15 protein-coding genes are annotated in these 18,201 nt (G+C 38.5%); 8 read left to right on the forward strand and 7 right to left on the reverse strand.

The window, feature by feature from the left end; translation table 11 throughout:
- Positions 1 to 86: 86 nt before the first annotated feature.
- Genes V7K89_RS00545 through V7K89_RS00560 form a run of 4 tightly spaced genes read right to left on the reverse strand, consistent with a single transcriptional unit; the run spans position 87 to position 4,277 of the window.
- A complete protein-coding gene (locus tag V7K89_RS00545; protein ID WP_335183806.1) occupies positions 87 to 890 on the reverse strand; it encodes a hypothetical protein in 804 nt (267 codons plus the stop codon).
- Positions 887 to 1,339 carry a hypothetical protein gene (locus tag V7K89_RS00550; protein ID WP_335183807.1) on the reverse strand — a complete coding sequence of 151 codons (453 nt, stop codon included), beginning with the start codon at positions 1,337 to 1,339 and terminating at the stop codon, positions 887 to 889. The genes V7K89_RS00545 and V7K89_RS00550 overlap by 4 nt, the downstream gene beginning before the upstream one ends.
- The gene (locus V7K89_RS00555) at positions 1,326 to 3,602 is read right to left on the reverse strand and encodes a CHASE2 domain-containing protein (RefSeq protein WP_335183808.1); all 2,277 of its coding nucleotides are present in this window, start codon (positions 3,600 to 3,602) and stop codon (positions 1,326 to 1,328) included. The genes V7K89_RS00550 and V7K89_RS00555 overlap by 14 nt, the downstream gene beginning before the upstream one ends.
- Before the next feature lie 3 nt (positions 3,603 to 3,605).
- On the reverse strand, positions 3,606 to 4,277 hold the full coding sequence (locus V7K89_RS00560) for a DUF928 domain-containing protein (protein ID WP_335183809.1): 672 nt from the start codon (positions 4,275 to 4,277) through the stop codon (positions 3,606 to 3,608).
- A gap of 595 nt (positions 4,278 to 4,872) precedes the next feature.
- Here V7K89_RS00560 and V7K89_RS00565 point away from each other — a divergent pair.
- The 8 genes from V7K89_RS00565 (at position 4,873) to V7K89_RS00600 (ending at position 14,699) form a co-directional block, all read left to right on the forward strand.
- Positions 4,873 to 5,913, forward strand: a complete 1,041-nt coding sequence (locus V7K89_RS00565; protein ID WP_335183810.1) for a cyclic nucleotide-binding domain-containing protein — start codon at positions 4,873 to 4,875, stop codon at positions 5,911 to 5,913.
- Between the two features lie 280 nt (positions 5,914 to 6,193).
- Positions 6,194 to 7,636 (forward strand): NHLP bacteriocin system secretion protein, encoded by a 1,443-nt coding sequence (locus V7K89_RS00570; RefSeq protein WP_335183811.1) that lies wholly within the window; start codon positions 6,194 to 6,196, stop codon positions 7,634 to 7,636.
- Between the two features lie 20 nt (positions 7,637 to 7,656).
- Positions 7,657 to 9,933, forward strand: a complete 2,277-nt coding sequence (locus V7K89_RS00575; protein WP_442941539.1) for an NHLP family bacteriocin export ABC transporter peptidase/permease/ATPase subunit — start codon at positions 7,657 to 7,659, stop codon at positions 9,931 to 9,933.
- Between the two features lie 372 nt (positions 9,934 to 10,305).
- On the forward strand, positions 10,306 to 13,020 hold the full coding sequence (locus tag V7K89_RS00580; RefSeq protein ID WP_335183812.1) for a CHAT domain-containing protein: 2,715 nt from the start codon (positions 10,306 to 10,308) through the stop codon (positions 13,018 to 13,020).
- A gap of 208 nt (positions 13,021 to 13,228) precedes the next feature.
- A complete protein-coding gene (locus V7K89_RS00585; protein ID WP_335183813.1) occupies positions 13,229 to 13,951 on the forward strand; it encodes a glycosyltransferase in 723 nt (240 codons plus the stop codon).
- 20 nt (positions 13,952 to 13,971) lie between these two features.
- Positions 13,972 to 14,109, forward strand: a complete 138-nt coding sequence (locus V7K89_RS00590) for a glycosyltransferase (RefSeq protein WP_335183814.1) — start codon at positions 13,972 to 13,974, stop codon at positions 14,107 to 14,109.
- A 124-nt stretch (positions 14,110 to 14,233) separates the two neighbouring features.
- On the forward strand, positions 14,234 to 14,422 hold the full coding sequence (locus V7K89_RS00595; protein ID WP_335183815.1) for a hypothetical protein: 189 nt from the start codon (positions 14,234 to 14,236) through the stop codon (positions 14,420 to 14,422).
- Between the two features lie 46 nt (positions 14,423 to 14,468).
- Entirely contained in the window at positions 14,469 to 14,699 is a 231-nt protein-coding gene (locus tag V7K89_RS00600; protein ID WP_335183816.1) for a hypothetical protein, read from the forward strand.
- 52 nt (positions 14,700 to 14,751) lie between these two features.
- On the opposite strand, the gene V7K89_RS00605 is transcribed toward V7K89_RS00600, so the two are convergent.
- The 3 genes from V7K89_RS00605 to V7K89_RS00615 all read right to left on the reverse strand — a co-directional run bounded on the left by V7K89_RS00605 (position 14,752) and on the right by V7K89_RS00615 (position 18,071).
- Positions 14,752 to 15,438, reverse strand: coding sequence for a hypothetical protein (locus V7K89_RS00605; RefSeq protein WP_335183817.1), 687 nt, complete (start codon positions 15,436 to 15,438; stop codon positions 14,752 to 14,754).
- A gap of 3 nt (positions 15,439 to 15,441) precedes the next feature.
- Complete coding sequence (locus V7K89_RS00610; protein WP_335183818.1) at positions 15,442 to 16,371, reverse strand: JmjC domain-containing protein; 930 nt, start codon at positions 16,369 to 16,371, stop codon at positions 15,442 to 15,444.
- A 275-nt stretch (positions 16,372 to 16,646) separates the two neighbouring features.
- Positions 16,647 to 18,071, reverse strand: a complete 1,425-nt coding sequence (locus tag V7K89_RS00615) for a SagB family peptide dehydrogenase (RefSeq protein ID WP_335183819.1) — start codon at positions 18,069 to 18,071, stop codon at positions 16,647 to 16,649.
- Positions 18,072 to 18,201 lie beyond the last annotated feature (130 nt).

Raw genomic sequence — 18,201 nt, forward strand, 5'->3', positions numbered from 1 at the left:
CAAATGCTCTGAATGCGGTAACTAAAAAAGACATTATTGGATGGTTCACCCACTGCTGTTACTATATTGCACCCAACTGAGAACCGCTATAATCTATCCCATGAGGCTGCTTGAGCATCTAAACTGGCTTTATTTTCTAATCTCAGACTGGCAAAACCTTGAGCAATCTGAAAAATTATTGTCCCTAAGCTGGCGGCTACCAAAGCCAAACTGATTTGCGCTAACAACCCTCTATTCCCATCAGGAATCACAGAATCAATAAGGATGGCAATTGCTAAGGGAGTTAACATTCCCAACAATGCGCCAACACTTCCTGTCAGGAAGATAATCGCCAGTTCTCGAACTTGCCCCCTAAAAGCAAACAGAATTAAGTCGAGTGCAGTTAAATCTCGATCGGGTAAGGAACGATAAAACACATAAGCAAAGGGAGCTAGTTGTTGAGCAGTACGATTGTTTACAGGTGTACGAGTCTTTTTCTGTGGGTCAAAGATTTCATACTTTCCCACCCCTGCTGGTAACACTGCAACCGGAAGGTTATCTTGATGAGTGTATGCTAATAAAGGGCCGCTATCTTTTTGCCACCATCGGTCATTGAGCAATACCTGCCGAATGCGAATTCGCGATGCACGAGCGATCGCTTCTAGTGGTTCTTGAATCCGCTGCATGTTTTCAGAACGCAGAGGTGGCTGAATTTTAATTCCTAATGCCCTACCCACTGCACCTGCGGCAATTAACAGTGGTGTACCTTCTTGTATCAGTTCAGATCGCTGAGGTTTGAGGACTGATGCCAAGTTTCCTAAAGCTGTAAGTTTTACCTCATAGTTAAGTTTTTTGCGTGCTTGAAATTGAGTCCAATTTGCTGCTAATTCTTTTTGTTCTATTTGAGTCAAAGTTTGGCAAAAACCAGTATGCAGTTGCTCAAGAAAAAGTTGAATTTCATTCCAATACACAAGCTTTTCAGCGGTAGAAAAAACTGACTCAATAGAGGAATAATCGCCTCCAAAACTACGAATTTTTTTTCCCATATCTGCGCTGAATTGAGAAAGTTTTCTGCCTCATTTTCCCCATGATTTATCCATTGCTCACATTCCTGTGCGGTTAATTGCAATAACTCAGTATCTTCTATAGATATCGCCAAAATTTTATAGTTTTCAGCCGATATCCCAAACAATGCTTCTCCTACATCAGCACTAAATAAATAACGGCGAACACCCTCAATACCTTGCTCAAGAGGAACAGCAAATAAAGCGATCGCACCAGATTTAATTTGCCAAACTATTTGAGGATTGTCTAATACTAAGGATTGATTACCTGTCAGCAGTAACTTAGAATGACTCATCTGGAGTTAGAGATACAATACTTCTTTGTTGGTGTATAGCATTAAGTTGCGCTTCCACTTCTAGCGGCAGACTAGTAAAGCAAATATAAAAATTATCTGGATCTGCGGCTTTATCTAAAACTTTAGCATAGATATCTTTGCTAATTTCGGTATTGTCGGGCATAAATAAGTTCAGTTTCAGATTCGTAAAGGGCTGTAAAACCACAGAATTCACTGCTGATTCATAATATACTTGCGCCCCTTTAGCTGAAAGCTTTACTAACTTCCCTTCAATAACGGTAGTATGTACATCTTTTCCATCTAAAATCGCATATTTTAGAGGAATAGCTTCTGGCAGTTTAAAGAATATTTCTTCTTCTTGAGTAAGGTACAAGTTATATTTTCCAGCAATACCACCTACTTCATAAATTTTTATCGATTGCTTCACTCCTTTAGCTTGTACTTCTTTGCTGCCAACTATTTGGATAATGGAACCAGCTTCCTTAATTGTTGATTCCGAAACAAAAATCTGCCCACCGACTGTATAAGATTCAATCCGATAAGTTAAATTAACTTGATTACCGATAATTCCATATTTAGTTCGTTTTTCTGAACCAATATTCCCTACTACTACTTCTGCTGTATTAATGCCAATACCCATTTCTAACTTTGGTAATCCCATTTGCTGGATTGTTTTGTTCACAGTCTCCATTGCTAGTTGCATCGCCACAGCACAAGCGATCGCTCTTATAGCATCATCTTCTCTGGTGATGGGAGCACCGAATAAAACTAAAATTCCATCGCCCATAAATTCATCAATTGTACCTTGATACTGAGTAATAACATCTGCCATATATCCTAAATAAAAGTTAATAATTTTAATCACTTCTTCCGCAGATAATGTTTCACAGGTAGCTGTAAAACCTCTTAAATCAGAAGTGAGAATAGTAATTTTCTTACGTTCGCCACCCAGTTTCAAACCTTCAGGATTTTCTAATAAATTAGCAACTATTTCATCGGTAAGGTAACGACCAAAAGTTTTCCGGATGTCTCCCGCAGTCCGCGCAATGTAGGCAGTAACAACAATTGCTGAACCAATTAATGTCATTAATGGTGGAACAACAGGAATCCACCAACCTGCTAGAAAAACAAAATAGCTACTACCGATAAGACAGCAACCTGCTAACAAAATGCTAATTAAAGGTAATAATGATTTTCTTTTAGAAATGCCGCTATATCTTTGTTGCCATATTAAAATTGCGCCAGTTAGTCCCCAAAGAAAAATCCATAACCATTCATGTAGTTTGCTCCATGTTTTTATTAATGGGCGATTGTCTAAAGTAGCGCTTAAAACTTGACTGATGGCATGGGCGTGAATAGTTACACCAGCTACCCGTTTAGGTGCTGTTAATATAGTACTGCTATAAGGTGTATAAAATAGGTCTTTAAGACTTTCTGCTGTGGGACCAATTAACACAATACGCCCTTTGACTAAATCTTTAGAGATGCGATTTTCTAACACATCCATAATAGATATATGCAAAAAACTTTGTTGAGAACTTCGATAATTTATCAATACTTGATAACCCTGATCTTCAGCCTGAACATAACCACCATCGTTGGCTTGAAACAAGGGGTAAATAACATTACCTGTTTTTACTAAAAAATCTTTTGTTTGTCCGACATAAACGTGGCGATCGCTTAAATAAATATAAGCAATTTTAAAAGCAAAACTAAATACATTTTCGCCATTTTTATCAGCTAAATACATCAAACTCCGACGAACTTTTCCATCTACATCTAAGGGAAAATCATTTGCACCTACTTGGCCGCGTTGTTTCAGCGCTGGTGGTGGCGCAACTGCCGAGCTATCTTCACTTTCAGCTACTTTTTGCACGCCAACTAAATTTGGTGTAGACTCAAACACTTTAACTAACGATTGATGCCCAAATCCTACTGGCAAATCTCGATATAAATCCAAACCAATAGCACTGGGCTTTTGTTGTTTTAAATTCTCCAAAACTTGTGTTAGCAAGCTATCAGGTAAAGGCCAATTACCACGCTTACCAAGTTTTTGCACATCAGATTCATTAATTTCTACAATGACAATCCGCGTATCAACGGGTTCTGGAGAACGTAACAGAAACATTTGATCCAGCGCTGCCAATTCCAACATTTGCAATAATCCACTCAAGCGCAGGATGAACACTAATGCTCCCGCACTGGGAGCAGCAATGAAGATACCGCGACATTGCCAAAGTTGTTGCTTGATATGACTCCACATAAATTACTTAGTTTTGGCATTCCAACTATTTACTAAAGGTTTGGAAACTAAATCGTTTAAACCCACTGACTCTAATAATGCTTTCCAATTAGCCATGACAGTGCGATCGCCCGGATCAGTAAGACGTTGCTGTACTAAAGTATGCAGCACTTCGTACCAAATACCAGCTCTAGCATACACTTGGGAGCGTTGCTTGGGATTTGTCCTGGCTATCTGCTTTAATAAATCAGCAGTAGGTTGAATTCGTTCTACCCAACCATCGACACTAATTTCCTCTGCTAGTTCTTCTGAACTGCAAGCGATTGACATATACCAGTGATATTTTTTACCTACCTTAAGACTTGATGCTTTTGCCGGGAGAGTAAAACCAATAATTCCTGATTGATTAGGAAGCTTAAAAGTTGTTTCGTAGAGTATACGCTCGTCTTCTAGGAGTGAAAAATGAGCAGTTTGTACTGGCATTTGCGGAACAAACCAGTAAAATGTCGGGCGTTCTGCAAAGGTTAAACCTAATTTATTCGGAGGCATTAAGGGAGTTGAAGTTTCTTTATTCTCCAAAAAGCAGGAACCACCACGACTTCCCCCACCAGCTGTAGTTTGTGGTGCTTTTCGATTTGGTGGGATAAACTTCTGACTAATTTGCCATCTCTGTAATCTCTGGAATTTAAGTGCCATTAGTGATTCAGCTTTCATCATTCTGGGCAAACTAGAGATTATCAATACTAGAGAGATAGGAAATACTGTAAAGTTTACAAATTTTTGTATCCAATTCATATTAAGTCCTATTAATTTTCAATCATCTAACAAAGACAAATATTTGTATGTGATAGCACGAAAAGCTGATATTTAGTTAAATTAACTACTAATGATAAAATATATATTAGCTTTTGTCTAAAAGCCTTGTTAAAAATTTTGCTAAAAAAAGGAATTATGTATAATTTAGTATAGTATTTTATTAATTTATAACGAATGAACCGAAACAAGCTTCGCACTCCTCTGTGCTAAACTTTGTGCCACTTTGCGTTTCAATTTCAACCCTCAATTGACCACGAATTTACGAAATCGTGTACTTAGTATGAGCAAGAAGCTAGTTGTCTGGTAAGTTTAGCTTCTCATCCAACTCCACCCCTTTTCTGAAAAACCTTGTTTTTACTGACTTTTTACTACTTCTGTCAGCCAGCCTGGTTGAAAAATTCCAGAAAACTAACAAAAAGCTGTGTTTTCCAGCAAAAAAATGATTTAATTTCACTCCTAATCAAGTTTAAATCCTATGCTTAGACAAATGCTGGTTAATACTCCTAATTTTGTTGCCTTTAGGGAAAGTGATATTGATTGGATGCTCAGTGTAGGCAGATGTAAAGAGCATCGTCCTAATCAAGTTCTCATTCAAGAAGGTCAAGAAATTATTGATACAGTAGAAATTTTGTTAGAAGGATCATTAAGTATTTGCGTCTCTCCTACAGGGAATGTAAAAGATTCACAAGAAATTGATCGCGTATCGCCAGGAGAAATTGTAGAAGCTTTATCTTTTGTAGATAATCGTCCTTCATCTAGTGCTTTTATAGCTCTGGAACCCTCGCGAATATTAGCATTACCAAAGCAATTATTACTCAAAAAGCTAGAGCAAGATACAGAATTTGCTGCCCATTTTTATCAAATAGTATCTGTTCTAATGTCACAACAGTTGCGGAGACTTACTGATTTTCTAGCTAAGAACAAAGTAGTTCCAGGAGAAGCGTTGCGAAAGGTTTTGTTTGTGTTTGCTATTTTGAATGATTGCGATATTGATTGGATGATTTCTCAGGGAATAAAAACTAAAGTCAATCCAGGTAAAGTGCTAATTGAAGCAGGAAAACCTGTTGAGGCGTTATATATATTGTTAGATGGCAAGTTAGGTATTTTTGTTACTACCCCACAGAACGAAGTTGCTGAAAAAGAAATTGCTCAATCAATCAAAGGCGAAATTTTAGGGGAAATGTCTTTTGTAGAAGCAACAACCGCTTCTGCCACAGTTAAGGCAGCAGAATCTTCTGTATTACTAGCTCTGCCACAACACAAACTAGTTGAAAAATTAAAGCAAGATCCAGGATTTACAGCACGTTTTTACCGAGCGATCGCTGTAGTTTTAGTAGATCGCATTCGCGATCGCCTTTTCCGTCGTGGATTTGGAACATTGGCTTATCAACTAGATCAACTCTTAGCAGAAGATATTGAAGTTGAAGATGAAGTAAACTTAGATACATTAGACAATACTGCCCTAGCAGGTGCTAGATTTGACTGGATGATTAAACGCCTCAATAGGCAATCTTAAAGGAGGCAGATTAACAATTCAAAATTCAAAACTCAAAATGAAAACATTTGAGACAGTTGGATTTGGGGATTTAAACCTCAACTCAACTGAGGCTACGTGTTTTAGTTGAGGTCTTAGACCCTTCTATTTACGATAATTTTAGATTTTAGATTTTGAATTTTGGATTGAACAATCTAAAATCAAAAAGACGCTCCTATGGCATCCGTGAGAGGTTAAAAGTTAAATTATTTATTTCTTCCCTAATCCCAGTCCTAATTACGAATTACGAATTAACAAATAAATGGCTGAAAATCAAGAAAGTATATTTCGTAAGGAATCACTGGAGCGTTTATCTTCTCCAGAAAGATTGGATCAATTAATGCAAATAGTTAACCCTATAGATTGGCTACCTCTAGCTACGCTAGGTATTTTTGTTTTACTTGGGTTAATTTGGAGTATTTTTGGACGTATTCCGATCACGGTGACAGGAAAGGGAATACTGATTCAACCTAATCAAGTTATAACTTTTGAGTCGCCAATTTCAGGACAGTTAAAAAGTCTGAATGTCAAAATAGGACAATGTATAGATAAAGGATATGTCCTAGCAACAATTGATCCCACCGCTCTCAAGCAGCAATTACAACTACAACGCTCAAAACTAGGGCAATTACAAACACAAGAACAGCATTCATCGTTACTTCAGCGACAACGTACTGCTAAAGAAAAAGAGGCGATCGCTTCTGCTAAAGCTAGTTATATCCAACGTTTGCGGGACACTCAGACGCTTACGCCTGCATTTTATAAAAAAGGTTTAAATGCCATTCGTGAACAACGCATTAGTTTACAACAAAAGGTCAATGATGCTGTAGATATCGTACCTGTACTCAAAGATAGATTGCACAAGCGCCAGCAACTCGTAGATGCGGGAGCCATTGCCAAAGATACATATTTACAAGCAGAGCAAGAATATAAACAGGGACTGCAAACTCTATCTGATATCAAAGCGCAGCTCAAGCAATTAGATGTACAAGAAACAGAAGCACAGCAGAGATACTTACAAAATTTGAGTTCTGTAAGCGAACTGCAAGCACAATTAAAAGATTTAGATACTAAGAGCCAACGTATTGAACAAGAAAACGTAGAAGCTTTTAATACCAAAATTAATCAAATTCAAGAAGTTAATCGAGCGATCGCTCAACTAGAAAAACAAATATTAGATAATAGTCAGATTGTTACCCCCAGTAGCGGTTGTGTATTAGAATTAACTGGTTTTGTTGGGCAAGTTACTAGTGCGAAAACTCCTCTTGTTACCCTGAATGTCGGCAATAAAAACACCCCATTAATCGCCGTTAGTTACTTTAATGTTCAAGATGGCAAACAGATTCAACCAGGAATGATCGTGCAAATCACCCCTGCTTCTGTGAAAAGAGAACGCTTTGGTGGCATTGTCGGCAAAGTTACTTCTGTTTCTCCCTTACCTGTGACTAAAGAAGGCGCAAAGTCTGTAATTGGCAACCCTGACTTAGTAACAAACATCTTGTCAACTGGCGGCGGAGACATAGAAATCCGAGCAGAAATGGAACTAACTCCATCCACCTTTAGCGGCTATCGCTGGTCTTCTTCCCAAGGGCCAAAATTAAATATCTCTGCGGGGACAACTACCAATGTCCGAGTTAAAGTAGCAGAGCAAGCACCAATTACTTATGTCTTGCCCATACTACGAGAATTTACTGGCATTAACTAAAGTTTTAGAGGAATAGTCTTGTGCTATTGATTCAGCAAATTGTAGCCTCAATTCAAAATCTTAATCCCTTACGCCAAAAAGCTTCATCATCAAATTTAGGAGCCGCACAAAGTAAGATCCCCTCCCGTGTCAAAACTCCCACCCTATTGCAAATGGAAGCGGTGGAGTGCGGAGCAGCAGCTCTTGGGATTATTTTGGCTTACTATCATAAAATTATACCTTTAGCAGAATTGCGTCAAAATTGCGGTGTTTCTCGTGATGGCAGCAAAGCTTCTAATATTATTAAAGCTGCGAGAAACTACGAAATGCAAGCCAAAGGTTTTAAAAAGCAGTTGGCACAATTACAACAACTTCGTCCGCCGTACATTGTTTTTTGGAATTTTAATCATTTTCTAGTAGTAGAGGGATTTAAAAAAGATTGGGTTTATCTCAACGACCCAGGTAGCGGGCCAAGGCGAGCCTCATTAAAAGAATTTGATGAAGGCTATACTGGGCTTGTTTTGATGATGGAACCAGGCCCGGGATTTCAACGCGGCGGTCGTAAGCCTAGCTTAATAGCTTCACTCCTTGACCGCTTACAAGGTTCGTGGGGAGCTATTCTTTATTGTTTCCTAGCAGGATTTTTTCTAGTTATTCCAGGGTTAATTTTACCTGTATTTAATCAGATTTTTGTAGATAACGTTTTAGTAGAAAATCGTACAGATTGGTTGCGTCCATTGATTTTAGGGATGACAACCACTGTAATCATTCAAGTGTTGCTGACATTATTACAAAGACGGTTTTTGCGAAAATTAAATATTAAGTTATCGGTAAAAATGTCTGGGCATTTTATCGACCATATTCTTCGCTTACCAGTGGGGTTTTATGCCCAAAGATTTGCTGGAGAAATCAGCACTCGAATTAATATTAATACTAAAGTTGCAGAAGTACTTTCGGGGCAGTTAGCTAGGACTGTAATTGATACTGTAATGGTCGTGTTTTATGCCATCATCATGTTTGCTTATGATCGAGTGTTAACTGCGATCGCAATCTGTTTTGCTGTGATTAATATCTTAACTTTACAGTGGATTTCGCAGCAGCGCAAAGATATTTATATGCGAATCATCCAAGACCAAGGCAAAGTTGCAGGTACAGAAATTGCTGCCATTCAGAGCATAGAAACCCTCAAAGCCTCAGCTCTAGAGTCTGATTTCTTCTCTCGTTGGTCAGGCTACTATACAAAATCTCTTAACGCTCAACAAGAGTTAGGCATTACCAATCAAGTGCTAGGAATTCTACCTGTTTTCTTGACTAGTTTAAGCTCTTTATCTGTTCTAATTATTGGGGGTCTACGAGTGATGGATGGGCATCTCAGCATTGGTATGTTGATTGCTTTCCAAAGTTTAATAACTAGCTTTTTGACTCCAGTCAACTCTCTGGTTAGTTTCGGTAGTATGCTACAGGAACTAGAAGGAGACTTAAATCGCCTGGATGATGTGTTGAAAAACCCAATCGATCCAAAAGGGGAAAGTGAAAATTTACATGATCCAACAGTTAACCCTTTACAGTATGCTTCATCCTCCCAACTTAAGGGATATGTAGAATTAAAAAATATCACATTTGGCTATTCACGCACTGACGACCCTCTAATTCAAAACCTGAGTTTTCAGCTAAAACCAGGACAACGGGTAGCCCTGGTTGGTGGTAGTGGTTCTGGTAAATCAACAGTTGCCAAATTGCTCGCAGGACTTTATCAACCTTGGTCGGGAGAAATTCTCTTTGATGCTATCCCTAGAGAGCAAATTCCGAGGGCAATACTTTCTAATTCTCTGGCAATGGTAGAACAGGAAATTTTTTTGTTTGCTGGCACTGTTCGAGATAACTTAACCTTGTGGGATGATACAGTGTCAAATTCTCAATTAGTGCGAGCCTGCAAAGATGCTGCCATTCATGAAGTGATTCTAGCTTTACCTGGGAGCTATGATGGCAACTTGCTTGAGGGTGCTGCTAATTTTAGTGGCGGACAGCGCCAACGTTTAGAAATTGCTCGTGCATTAGTCACCGATCCGACAATTCTGATTATGGATGAAGCAACCAGCGCCCTAGATGCAGAGACAGAAAAAAATATTGACCGAAATCTGCGTTATCGAGGCTGTTCTTGCATTATTGTGGCTCATCGCTTAAGTACCATCCGCGACTGTGATGAAATCATTGTTCTAGAACAGGGTAAAGTAGTGCAACGGGGTACCCACAAAGAAATGTCGCAGCTTGATGGTTTTTATGCAAAGTTGATTCAGTCAGAGCAGACAAGTGTTTAGGTTATGCTTGCAGATTAGATATCTCGTACTTCTGATTCTATTCAGCAAAATTACTGTAACCAGCCAAAAATATTCTTATAAAAAATACAATTATTTGTGAGCTTTGCTGATTCAGTTTATACCTTAATGAAGCCAAACTAGCTCTAAAAATATTTGAAAAAACTAAATCTATGTCTCGTAAAAAAAGTACATTCCGAATTTTATAAAAGGCTGAGTTTAGAGTTGCAGGATTAAAAGTAATTGTTGCAAACATTAATTTTGATAATAATTATAATTTACAAAACCTGACTCAATTAATTGAAGAGTTTCGCACTATAACACTCTGATTACCACAGTTACACAACCAAAATTCGCTTGCGTAGTTTTACACAAATGTTTCTTATAAAAATTGGTTTTACTCTTTTTCTTGGTCTTTACTTGGCTTTAATGTGGCAGCAAATTATCACTGCCAAATCTTTAGTTCAAGCTACACACAATCAAATTCCAAAGCTGGGAAAACTGGCAAAAAACGATTTTATTCCACATACTGCTCAAAAAGCCCAAATACTCACCCTCTATCAACCTCTTCAACATCTGCAATGGGAAGGGGAACGAGTTAGCAATACTGGAATTGCTTACTTTTCCCTTGATGGTTTCTCAAATGAGTCTATCTCTGAGTCTGATTTAGATGTGGCACGCATTAATCAAGATCCATACAAAATAGCTAAATTTTTAGCAATATTAGGATTATCTTCTCATCTTCAAGGCGAGTACGAAAAAGCAATTAATTACTATAAAGAAGGATTAGAAATTAGTAAACAAAATACATATTACGAATTAGAAGCTATACTTTTAGGAAATTTGGGTCTTGCTCATGTCCAACAGGGAGATTATTATGTTGAGGCGATAAATTATTTAAATGATTATTGGCAGTTAATTCACGATCGCAAGCAAAATAGCAACACAGCACAATCTCAAGAAGCCAAAGCATTAGGAAATTTAGGCAATGCTTATTATGGGGCAGATTTGTATGCAAAAGCGATCGCATTTCACCAAAAACGTCTGGCTTTATCTCGAAAAATTAAAGACCAAGCAGGAAAAGCCAAAGCTCTAAGTGACTTGGGGATTGTCTATCAGGCTTTGGGAGATGCAAAAAAAGCGATTGACTATCAACAGCAAGCATTAACTCTAGCCCAGCAAATCAAAGAGCAATCCCTAGAATCATTTGCTTTGGGGAACTTGGGCATTATTTACCAAAATCAAAGCAACTATACAAAAGCTAGCGATTATCACCAGCAACGTTTAGCGATTGCTCGTCAACTTAAAGACTTGCGCTCAGAAGCTGAAGCCCTAGCAAATCTTGGAGGGGTAGCTTATTTCCAGGGAGACTATAACAAAGCGATCGCACTTTACGAACAAGGCTGGAAAATTTCTTGGGATACGCTACACGATGCCGATATTCTGTATCGTATTCTTGGTAATCAAGGACTCGTCTACTTTCAGATGGGCAACCTCAACAAAGCCTTAGAGTCCTACGGAAAATATTTCCAGTACGCTTCTTCGCGTAATAACCATCGAGAACAAGGCATTGCAAAAATTAACGCCGCAGCAGTTCGCCTGCAATCAGGAAACCTAGCAGGGGCAGCAAAAACCTTCAAAGAAGCAATTGAAATTTGGGAGTCCTTGCGAGCCAGACTAGGCAGCAACGATGGCTTTAAAATCTCCATTTTTGAAACCCAAAATACACCTTATAGCAATCTGCAAACGGTATTAGTTGCCCAAAACCAACCTGAAGCCGCCCTAGAAGTATCTGAGCGGGGGCGTGCCCGTGCGCTTGCCGAACTACTCTCTCGTCGCCTTTGGGCTGTTCCTATCCAGAAAGAAGCGCCGACTGCAACCCTTGCTTCTGTGACGATTGCAGAGATTAAAAAAGTTGCTCAAAATCATCGTGCAACTTTGGTAGAGTATTCTATCGTGCCTGGAAATTTCTTAGTTGAGGGAAAGCTAGAAACTCACGAATCTGAACTTTTAATCTGGGTTGTTCGACCCACAGGCAATATTACCCTTCGTCGAGTTGACCTAAAACCTCTTTGGCAGTGTCAAAATCCTCAGTTCTGTTATCCAAAAGGACTAACAGATTTAGTTTCTAAAACTCGTGAATTACTCAATATGAGAAATCGGAGTTTGGAGAGAAATAGTAACACATCTTCTGTAATTGATGAAAACCCCTTACATCAACTCCATCAATTATTGATTCAACCTATTAACGATCTCCTTCCTCAAGACGCAAATGCCCATGTAATATTTATCCCTCAGCGATCGCTTTTTCTCGTTCCTTTTGCCACCCTTCAAGATGCCACAGGTAAATTCTTAATTGAACAGCATACAATCTCGATTTCACCTTCTATTCAAGTTTTAGATATTACATATAAACTACGAAAAAAGCCAAGAGCAAGTAAGAATTTTAACTCCAACTTGATTGTCGGCAATCCAACTATGCCGAAAATTGTCACTCAACTAGGCGAATCACCCGAACAATTGCCCCCTCTCCCTGGTGCTGAACAAGAAGCCAAAGCGATCGCTCAACTCTTCCAGACAAAAGCACTGATTGGTGCAAATGCCAACAAATCTAAGGTGCTGCAACAGATGAGCAATTCAACTCTAGTTCATCTAGCTACCCACGGATTGTTGAGCGACTTTAGCGGATTAGGAGTACCAGGAGCGATCGCTCTGGCTCCCGATCCTACAGTCCAAGGGCAAACCTCAACAGAAGAAAATGGTATCCTTACCGCCAGTGAAATTATTCACCTCAAATTAAACGCTGAATTAGTCGTTCTCAGCGCTTGCAACACGGGGCGAGGTAAGATTACTGGAGATGGAGTAGTAGGGTTATCTCGTGCGTTAGTTGCTGCGCGAGTTCCCAGTGTAGTAGTTTCTTTATGGGCATTACCTGATGAACCAACTGCTTTACTGATGACCGAGTTTTATCGCAACATGCAACATCAGACTGATAAAGCAGTAGCATTGCGTCAAGCCATGTTAACCACAATGAAACACTATTCTTACCCATTAGATTGGGCAGCTTTTATATTGATTGGCCAACCATAATTATTTTCTTGAAAGCCACGACAAGCGGCGTGCGATCGCAAAACTTTTCGGTCTACTGACACTAGACTCTTTTGGTTCGTCATGGTAATTTTGAACATCCTAAAGCCATTTCCAGGTGTTGGTCTGGCACTAGAACTCGTATGGTGCCTTTTGAAAAATCTCGCTTTGAATATTTTATTGAGTAATCACAATCGGAAAATACTAATTTATGAGAGCATTGATCTCCATCGTCATGACTGTTTACAACCGGGAGCAGTACCTAGCAGCTGCAATTGAGAGCATCCTAGCGCAGACATGGCGTGACTTTGATTTATTGATTTGGGATGATGGCTCCACTGATAGTTCACCAGAGATAGCTCATCATTACGCAGCATCTGACCAACGGGTGCGGGTAATTGCAGCAAAACATCAAGGAATCGCCCCCTCTATCAAAGCTGCCTTTGCTGCTACAACGGGAACTTATATCGGCTCAGTAGACAGTGATGATTTACTAGCTCCTACAGCATTAGCAGAAACAACTGCAATACTAGATGCCCATCCAGAAGTAGGTATGGTCTACACTGACTATCGAGAAATTGACGAAAATGGACAAGACAAAGGGTTAGGAAGACGTTGTAGTATCCCCTATTCTCAAGAGCGACTGCTGATTGAGTTTATCACCTTCCACTTTCGATTAATCCGCCGTTCTGTTTACGAACAAGTGGGTGGCATTGATGAATATTTTAACGCCGTTGTAGATTATGACCTGTGTTTGAAACTTTCAGAAGTGACAACTGTCTATCATCTTCAAAAGCCACTTTACTACTACCGTCGGCATGGAAGGAACATAACAAACCATAAGCTAGAAATTAGATACTGGTCTTCCAGAGCGATTGCACACGCTCGCAAGCGCCGTGGTTTAGAAGTTGAGATTAAAGATACTACTTTATGAAAACACTCATCTCCATAATCATGACTGTCTACAATCGCGAACAGTATTTAGCTACTGCCATTGAGGGTATGCTATCACAGACAAGGCGCGACTTTGAATTACTGATTTGCAATGATGGCTTTAATGATAGATCCTTTTATATTATATGCATTGGATAGGCTAATCCTTGATATACCTTGTTTTGGCATTTCCATCGCACAGTGACATTAATTTGTTATTCAACAGATGTTACCAAGTATTTTCATCGATAATCATTAACTTGATATTACAAAAAATTTTTGTATGCTGAAAACGCTCACAGAAAATCAACTAAATCGCTACCAACAAGATGGTGTTCTGTTCCCAATTTCTATATTGTCATTTGATGAAGCAACTCGATATTTGACATTGAGTAACCAACTAGGATCGTTACTGAAACCTCAGTCTCAACCTGTAGAGATGAGTATTCAAATGCACCTCTTTTTCCGTTAGGCATACGAGTTAGCAGCCCATCCGCAAGTCTTAAATATCTGGCGAAATGTCTCTGCACAATATGCGTACTATTCACGGCTCAAAACCAAACTATTCTGACGAAAAGCGTGTTGGTTTTGCAATTCGCTATAGTACACCTGTGGTAAAACAGTTTGGTAAGTATTCCAAAGCTATTCTTGTTCAAGGTAATGATAGTTACAATAATTTTGAACTTGTCGAACTACCTCTAGAAAGACGCATGGAAAACAATATTGTAGAATATACAAAGCTTCACTAGAGAGTTGACTTTGCACAACAATGGGATGTTTTAAGCGGAACAATCAAAATTATTATTGAGCCTCATCGAACTCAAATTTTCTAGTTTGCATAAACCTTTCTAAACAAATTTTATTGATTATTGGTGCCTTATCTAAAAAGTTCCAGAATTCAGTGTCACACCAGGGAGGTACCCAAGGACCAGAGCGACAAAGTGCTACTTTATGAAAAACAGTTTTAATTGTCTTTCCGCAATCAAATTTTCTATCTACAGGTATCTTTGGTTCTGGTTCTGTTTCAAAAGCTTTGACTCGCCACTGAGGATATCGCATTATGAGTGTTGCATTTCTTAGCCAGTAAACTAACATCCAGTTTCCACAACCAACCGACTTTTGTTGAAGAAATTCTCCAAAAGGTCTACTATATCCACAATCATGATGAGCATCAAACAAATACACGCAACTTACATTCTCAACCACATCTGCATGAGCTGCATATACGTTCGAGTCTGAATAATACAACACGCAATCAGGAGCAAAATTAAACCGTTCCCAAAAATTTAGATAATTATCAACTAGCTTGGGCAAAGGTAAATTATTTTCCCAAAACTTCCTAGCCCTAGCTTTCCACATTTCATTTTTGTGAAATTCTGAAATACTTTCGTCGTATATCCAATCATACAAATACCAGTGGGGATGCTGAGAATTATCTGCATAATTAGGAAAGAAAAAATCAAAGTCTACTGCCAGTAAATTAAGCATATTTTATCCTGAATAATAAGCATTGTTTGAGTCAACAAAAATGATTCCTTCCATTACTAAATAAGAAAGTAGTGGAGCAATTTCTGATTTCCAATCTAGTTTTGGCAACCATTTGTTTACATCACTACCACTGAAGTGTTCTCGATTAGATAAGTTTTCAATAAAAACTTGATTAATTGCTTTTAAAATTACTTCTTTGTTTCCAACTTTTACTTTGTACTCATCTTTATTGATTTTCAAACTATTTAGTTGCTGCCAATTATATCGTTTAAAAATAGTATTAATTCCCTGTGGAAAAATGTTAAATCCTGCTTGGGATGGAAGAGAATAATAACTAATTGGTTGTTCTAATTTCTGGATAGAGTCTAAATATTCTGCTTGCAAATTACTATCAGTAATACAGTCATTTAATTGTTGAAATAACCTTTCTAAATGATTACCAAAGTTTTTAAAAACATCTTCTGTCAAGTTTAATGGTAGGTTCTCTCGCCAATCTTCTTTCTGACGCAACTTATGAGTTAGCCACTGGAGAAAATCAATACCTGTAGGACAGCGTATTCCCAGCGTCAGATGTAAAGATGGCTCCTCACAAGCTACAGCATAATGTAAATGCCCTCGTGGTATGTAGAGTAAATCGCCAGGATATAAAACAGGATTTAAATAAGGTTCTCCTAAAGAAAAAATTGACGAAGCAGACATTGTGTATTGCACGGGATATTTAATGTATGTATCTGGAAAAACATACCACTGTTTTTGACCTTCTATTTGCAAAATAAAAACTTCGTAAGGATCGCTATGATAATTAAAACCTTGTTGATCGGGCCACGAACAGTAAGTATTTACATGAATCTCACAATAGGGAAACTCTTGCTTTAATTGAGCCACAAACTTATTAATTTCAGGATTTTTATTATGGATGTTATCAAGCTTCAAAGTTGCACCTTTTTGCAATGATTTGATAATACTTTCTTTTTCTTTAAACTAATTATTAAAAGTTCTTAAAATTTTTCCATCTTTAATTAAAGTAATAGTAGATTCATTGAGTTCATGGTAGTTTAAAATATACGTCAGCTTTTCCCATGAAAAAAGATAGTCGAACCTCTTAATTCCTTGATTAGAAATAAATAAAGCTTTCTGAGTCCAGTATTCGTTGAGAAAACTATTTACATCATAAGGACTTAATAAATTTGCTAGTACATACATAACTTTTACCTATAATTTGAATCTTTACTGCCTAAAATAAATTCACCTACCGAGGTTTCAGCATAGTAATCTGTTCCCACTGCTTGAGCAAATAAGTCAGAATCACCATAACCAACAGCACAAGGGGCAAGTTCCATCGCCGTTGCTACTAAATACATAGTTTGGTATAGCACTCCTACGTGCTTGAGTATGGTGGCATAAGCAATAGATTCATACTTCCAAGCTAGTCGTTGAAAACGCGCAGCAATGACGATTAACACTTGTAGTTCATCATCGCTACCAACACCGCGAATCGCTCCTTGTAAAAGTTCTTCTGTATGCTCATTTCTACCAGAAAGCCAACAAAGTTGATGCATGTCAGGAGCATAATGATATAGACCAGGAGAAATGCCTTCGCAGATATTAACAACCACATACAGTTCTAGTTCATAAATAGCGCCTCCCGCAGGATATGGACGACTACTAATTTCCGTTGGCTCTATCTTCATTAGAGTTCTCACTCTAGCCGAGCGATAAAGAAACTCTCCCAACTGTTGTGCAGTAATTGGAATTTTGTTATAGTCGCGGATTGATTTTCTTTCTTCTAAAACAGAGGTGAAAGAGGGATCAAGTGCTTTGAGAGTTTCGAGATTGGGTTTGTAGAGATCGATAGTTTCTGCTGACATCTTGGATTTGACAGCAGGTAAAGTTTCAATTTGTCCTAGAAAACGGTAAGTTCCACCAGCCAGATTAGTGTGTCTACCTTTTCTGCTGCGGGTATGGAACAGCAGATCGTGAAATTCCCATTGTGCTAGGGTAATGTTAGTTGTATGCTCAACACTAGCATTTTTCGCCACTTCAAATACCATCTGTGTGTTCAAAAGCAAGGCAACAAATTTTTGGGCTATTTCCTCTGTAATCCCAGAAATTTCAACGGTCAAATCTCGAAAATGCTGAGGTTTAGCTAGTTTAGCAATTAAGGCTGCACCTCTCCAATTTGATACAACAACCTTTGCGTAGGACAGGGGAGATTCCAGTACTATTTGCTCTTCAACTTGGTGACAGTAGGCAAAGCGAGATAAAGCATACTTACACTCTACGTCCACATTTTTATGCGAAAATTGATAATCACAAGTGAGAGGAATTGCACTAGCAAGGAGTAAATCATCTATAACTACTGAATAGCAGAGCCAGCCAAGGGCAGATAACTTTTGCAAGTGATAGTAAAACTTTAACTTGGCATGGATGCCATCCCTTTGCTGCACTAAATCAATGAGTTGTTGTGCCGTAGCTTTGTTGGTAGTGAGGGTATTTAGAGCTGTTCGCAATCCCGATGTCACTTGCTTGAAAGTTAACTTACAGTCAGAACTCTGGAGTATAATGCGATCGCCTTCAGGTTGCTCAATTAGGGAAATGTCTTTTTTGAAAGACAAGACAAATTCCTGTGACATTCTATTGTGCTCCTGATTTATTAAAGAAACTTATAACCGAATGGCACTAAGAAAAGCTCTAAGCCATGCAGGATAAGTGGTACAGATTTTAAAGCTATTGAACAGTGAAGGTCTTGGTATGGGACAGGCG

The organism is Nostoc sp. (genome assembly GCF_036917515.1).
Classification (GTDB): domain Bacteria; phylum Cyanobacteriota; class Cyanobacteriia; order Cyanobacteriales; family Nostocaceae; genus Nostoc.

Bases quoted from the DNA above. Each gene is read 5' to 3' on its own strand.
- V7K89_RS00560 (WP_335183809.1), bottom strand. From the start codon at position 4,277: ATGGCACTTAAATTCCAGAGATTACAGAGATGGCAAATTAGTCAGAAG.
- V7K89_RS00595 (WP_335183815.1), top strand. From the start codon at position 14,234: ATGCTGAAAACGCTCACAGAAAATCAACTAAATCGCTACCAACAAGAT.
- V7K89_RS00585 (WP_335183813.1), top strand. From the start codon at position 13,229: ATGAGAGCATTGATCTCCATCGTCATGACTGTTTACAACCGGGAGCAG.
- V7K89_RS00600 (WP_335183816.1), top strand. From the start codon at position 14,469: ATGTCTCTGCACAATATGCGTACTATTCACGGCTCAAAACCAAACTAT.
- V7K89_RS00565 (WP_335183810.1), top strand. From the start codon at position 4,873: ATGCTTAGACAAATGCTGGTTAATACTCCTAATTTTGTTGCCTTTAGG.
- V7K89_RS00550 (WP_335183807.1), bottom strand. From the start codon at position 1,339: ATGAGTCATTCTAAGTTACTGCTGACAGGTAATCAATCCTTAGTATTA.
- V7K89_RS00590 (WP_335183814.1), top strand. From the start codon at position 13,972: ATGACTGTCTACAATCGCGAACAGTATTTAGCTACTGCCATTGAGGGT.
- V7K89_RS00555 (WP_335183808.1), bottom strand. From the start codon at position 3,602: ATGTGGAGTCATATCAAGCAACAACTTTGGCAATGTCGCGGTATCTTC.
- V7K89_RS00580 (WP_335183812.1), top strand. From the start codon at position 10,306: ATGTTTCTTATAAAAATTGGTTTTACTCTTTTTCTTGGTCTTTACTTG.
- V7K89_RS00570 (WP_335183811.1), top strand. From the start codon at position 6,194: ATGGCTGAAAATCAAGAAAGTATATTTCGTAAGGAATCACTGGAGCGT.
- V7K89_RS00615 (WP_335183819.1), bottom strand. From the start codon at position 18,071: ATGTCACAGGAATTTGTCTTGTCTTTCAAAAAAGACATTTCCCTAATT.
- V7K89_RS00605 (WP_335183817.1), bottom strand. From the start codon at position 15,438: ATGCTTAATTTACTGGCAGTAGACTTTGATTTTTTCTTTCCTAATTAT.